This is a genomic window from Crenobacter oryzisoli (genome assembly GCF_030385785.1).
Lineage (GTDB): Bacteria > Pseudomonadota > Gammaproteobacteria > Burkholderiales > Chromobacteriaceae > Crenobacter_A > Crenobacter_A oryzisoli.
The window spans coordinates 1-2,289 of record NZ_JAUEDK010000106.1 but is presented as its reverse complement, the minus strand read 5'-3'; the positions used below and the strand labels follow the sequence as shown (position 1 = coordinate 2,289).

At 56.7% G+C, this 2,289-nt stretch carries 4 protein-coding genes and 1 pseudogene; 2 read left to right on the top strand and 3 right to left on the bottom strand.

Features of this window, described 5'->3' with window-relative positions:
• Positions 1-146 (top strand): annotated as a pseudogene (locus tag QU481_RS23660) (IS30 family transposase); the annotation flags it as partial.
• Here QU481_RS23660 and QU481_RS23655 read toward each other — a convergent pair.
• Both QU481_RS23655 and QU481_RS23650 read right to left on the bottom strand, forming a co-directional pair.
• Positions 143-544 (bottom strand): hypothetical protein, encoded by a 402-nt coding sequence (locus tag QU481_RS23655; RefSeq protein ID WP_289832389.1) that lies wholly within the window; start codon positions 542-544, stop codon positions 143-145. The pseudogene QU481_RS23660 and the gene QU481_RS23655 sit on opposite strands and share 4 nt — an antisense overlap.
• A gap of 253 nt (positions 545-797) precedes the next feature.
• Complete coding sequence (locus QU481_RS23650) at positions 798-1,166, bottom strand: cupin domain-containing protein (protein WP_289832388.1); 369 nt, start codon at positions 1,164-1,166, stop codon at positions 798-800.
• 181 nt (positions 1,167-1,347) lie between these two features.
• Here QU481_RS23650 and QU481_RS23645 point away from each other — a divergent pair, with 181 nt between their 5' ends.
• Complete coding sequence (locus tag QU481_RS23645; protein ID WP_289832387.1) at positions 1,348-1,746, top strand: cysteine-rich CWC family protein; 399 nt, start codon at positions 1,348-1,350, stop codon at positions 1,744-1,746.
• 28 nt (positions 1,747-1,774) lie between these two features.
• On the opposite strand, the gene QU481_RS23640 is transcribed toward QU481_RS23645, so the two are convergent.
• A partial coding sequence (locus QU481_RS23640) for a transposase (RefSeq protein WP_289829323.1) occupies positions 1,775-2,289 on the bottom strand: 515 nt, incomplete at its 5' end.

The following is a 2,289-nucleotide window of genomic DNA, read 5'->3' as shown; positions in this document are numbered from 1 at the left end:
CCGTGCACAGCCAGGAAGAGCTGGATGCTATCGCGCACCGGCTGAACACACGCCCACGTGCAGTGTTGAAATTCAAGATGCCGATCGAGGTGTTTGCCGAACATCTGGATGCCGTGATTGAATCGCGACAAGCAGAGAAACATTAACCCTGTTGCACTTGGTTATTGAGGCCGCCGACCTTTCTTTTGTTTCTGGCTATGAAGTTTGGAATGTCCGATTTTTTTGATGTGGAAATAGTCATTTTAGAGGTTGTGCTGCCAAACTCTAATAAATCCAGTGCGGGTGTAAACTCTTGGGACAGAAAAGCTCTGCGCTCAGCGTAGGTCTTGAACTTTGGTTGAATGAACCCCCAGAGTGACTCGAGATTTCTATGTAATTTCAACCACGAGGGGAGAAAGCTTACGATTTCTGAGTTATTTAATAGTTCGTTTCGTAGTTGTTCATATTCATTTTGGTCTGCGGGTTTTCCCGTGGCGTGTGCAATCAATAAATTTTGTAAGTAACTAACTTTTTCGAAGGTTGTTTTTAGAAATTCGATACTCATTTAATTGATCCGTTTTACGTAAATTAGACTTACGTTGATTGAAATAAGACTATATAAACAGTTCTCTTAATTTTTCGAGTAACAGGAACCGTTGCTAGGTAAATATTGCCACATAGAAATTCTTGGCGAAAGCGTAGTGTTACGTGGTGTGAAATGCCTTTTTGAGTAACTGTTACTAAAGCTCAAAAACAACAAGGCCGAACCCAGCATCTGCGAGTCCGGCCTTGTTCGCTGCTATGAAGAGTCACAGCCCTCAGCGACTCGCCTCAAAAATCGCATACGTCTTCTTCGCCGGCTCCAACACCTCCCACACCCCCTCGAACCCCGCCGGAATCACGAAATGGTCGCCCGCCTTCAGTTCGACGCTCTGGCCATCCCGGTCGGTCACCCGCACCCGCCCCTCCAGCAATGTGCAGAACTCATGCTCGGTATAGCGCACCGTCCACGCACCGATGCCGCCCGACCACAGCCCGGCGTGGAACTGACTGGTCTCGTCGCTGTAAAAATTATCGACAGTCTGCACCCCCTCGCCGGACAGCCGCTTCTCCGGCGCGGTAGTGAATTCATCGTGGACGGTCGGCTGGTGACGGTGGAACAGCACGATATCGCTGGCATGCTTCATGGTCTCTCCTCTGTGACGGCTGCCGCTGAACTGTTAATTATGTTCAACAATGTGGCACAGCGAGGCTAAGAAGGGCAAGCGGGAATGGCTGGTCGGCAGGGTACCGCCGCCCGGCAGTGGCGGGTCGCGGGACATGGGTGCTCGTGCTACAGTCGGCCGCGTTTTCCCCAGTCTTCCCGCCATGACCGATCACGCCACTCCCCGCGAACCCGACGTCGCCTCGCCGTGCCGCCAGCAGTGCCAGCTCGACGTGAGCGGGACGCACTGCACCGGCTGCCAGCGCACCTTGGCCGAGATCGCCGGCTGGTCGCGCTACAGCAACGCCGAGAAGCGCGCGGTGTGGGCGCGGCTGATGACCTTGCCGGTGCAGGTGGTGCGCGAGAAGCGCTGCGAGCGCTGTGGTGCCGCATTCGGCTGCGGCGCGGTGGACGGTGGATGCTGGTGCAACGAGCTGCCGCAGGTGTTGCCGCTCAGCATCGACGGCAGCGACTGTCTTTGCCCCGGCTGCCTGAAGGCCCACATGGCGGCCGAATACCGCAAGCGCGGCATGATGCCGCCTCCCGAGCTGGAACAGCCATGACAAAGCCCCGCGGATGCGGTAATGCCGTTCACTTAGCGGATCGAACCTGTTTGATTGGGTAACGGGACGGCAGCTTTTTCACCACGCGGGGGCATTCACGCCCCCGCCGTTGTTTCGGTAGCAACAACTCCCCGAGGCGTTCCCGCAGACGCAGCAAGCGCGCCGGCAAGGTGCCGGGGCTGCTGATCGCCAGCCAGCTCCACTCATAGCGCAAATAATGCAGCGCTGTCGTAAAGCTAAGATCGGTCGGCGCAACCCCCACTTCCCGCGCGATCTCAGCCATCTCCAGTCGGACCAGGTTGTAGGCCAAGAGCGTCCCCCACACTTCCTGTCGGACGGTCTCCGGAGTGCCACTGCGTAACGTCAATTCGTCCCCCAACATGTCCTGCTTCAGCTCGCGGTAGCTGGTCTCGATGTGCCAGCGTTCCTGGTATTGCGCCGCGATCTCCTTGGCCGGCCACGCCTTGGTATCCAGCAAGGAGGTCAACAAGATGCGCCGGCGCCCATGCCGAGACACCGTTTCGATGGCCCGCGCTTCCCAGT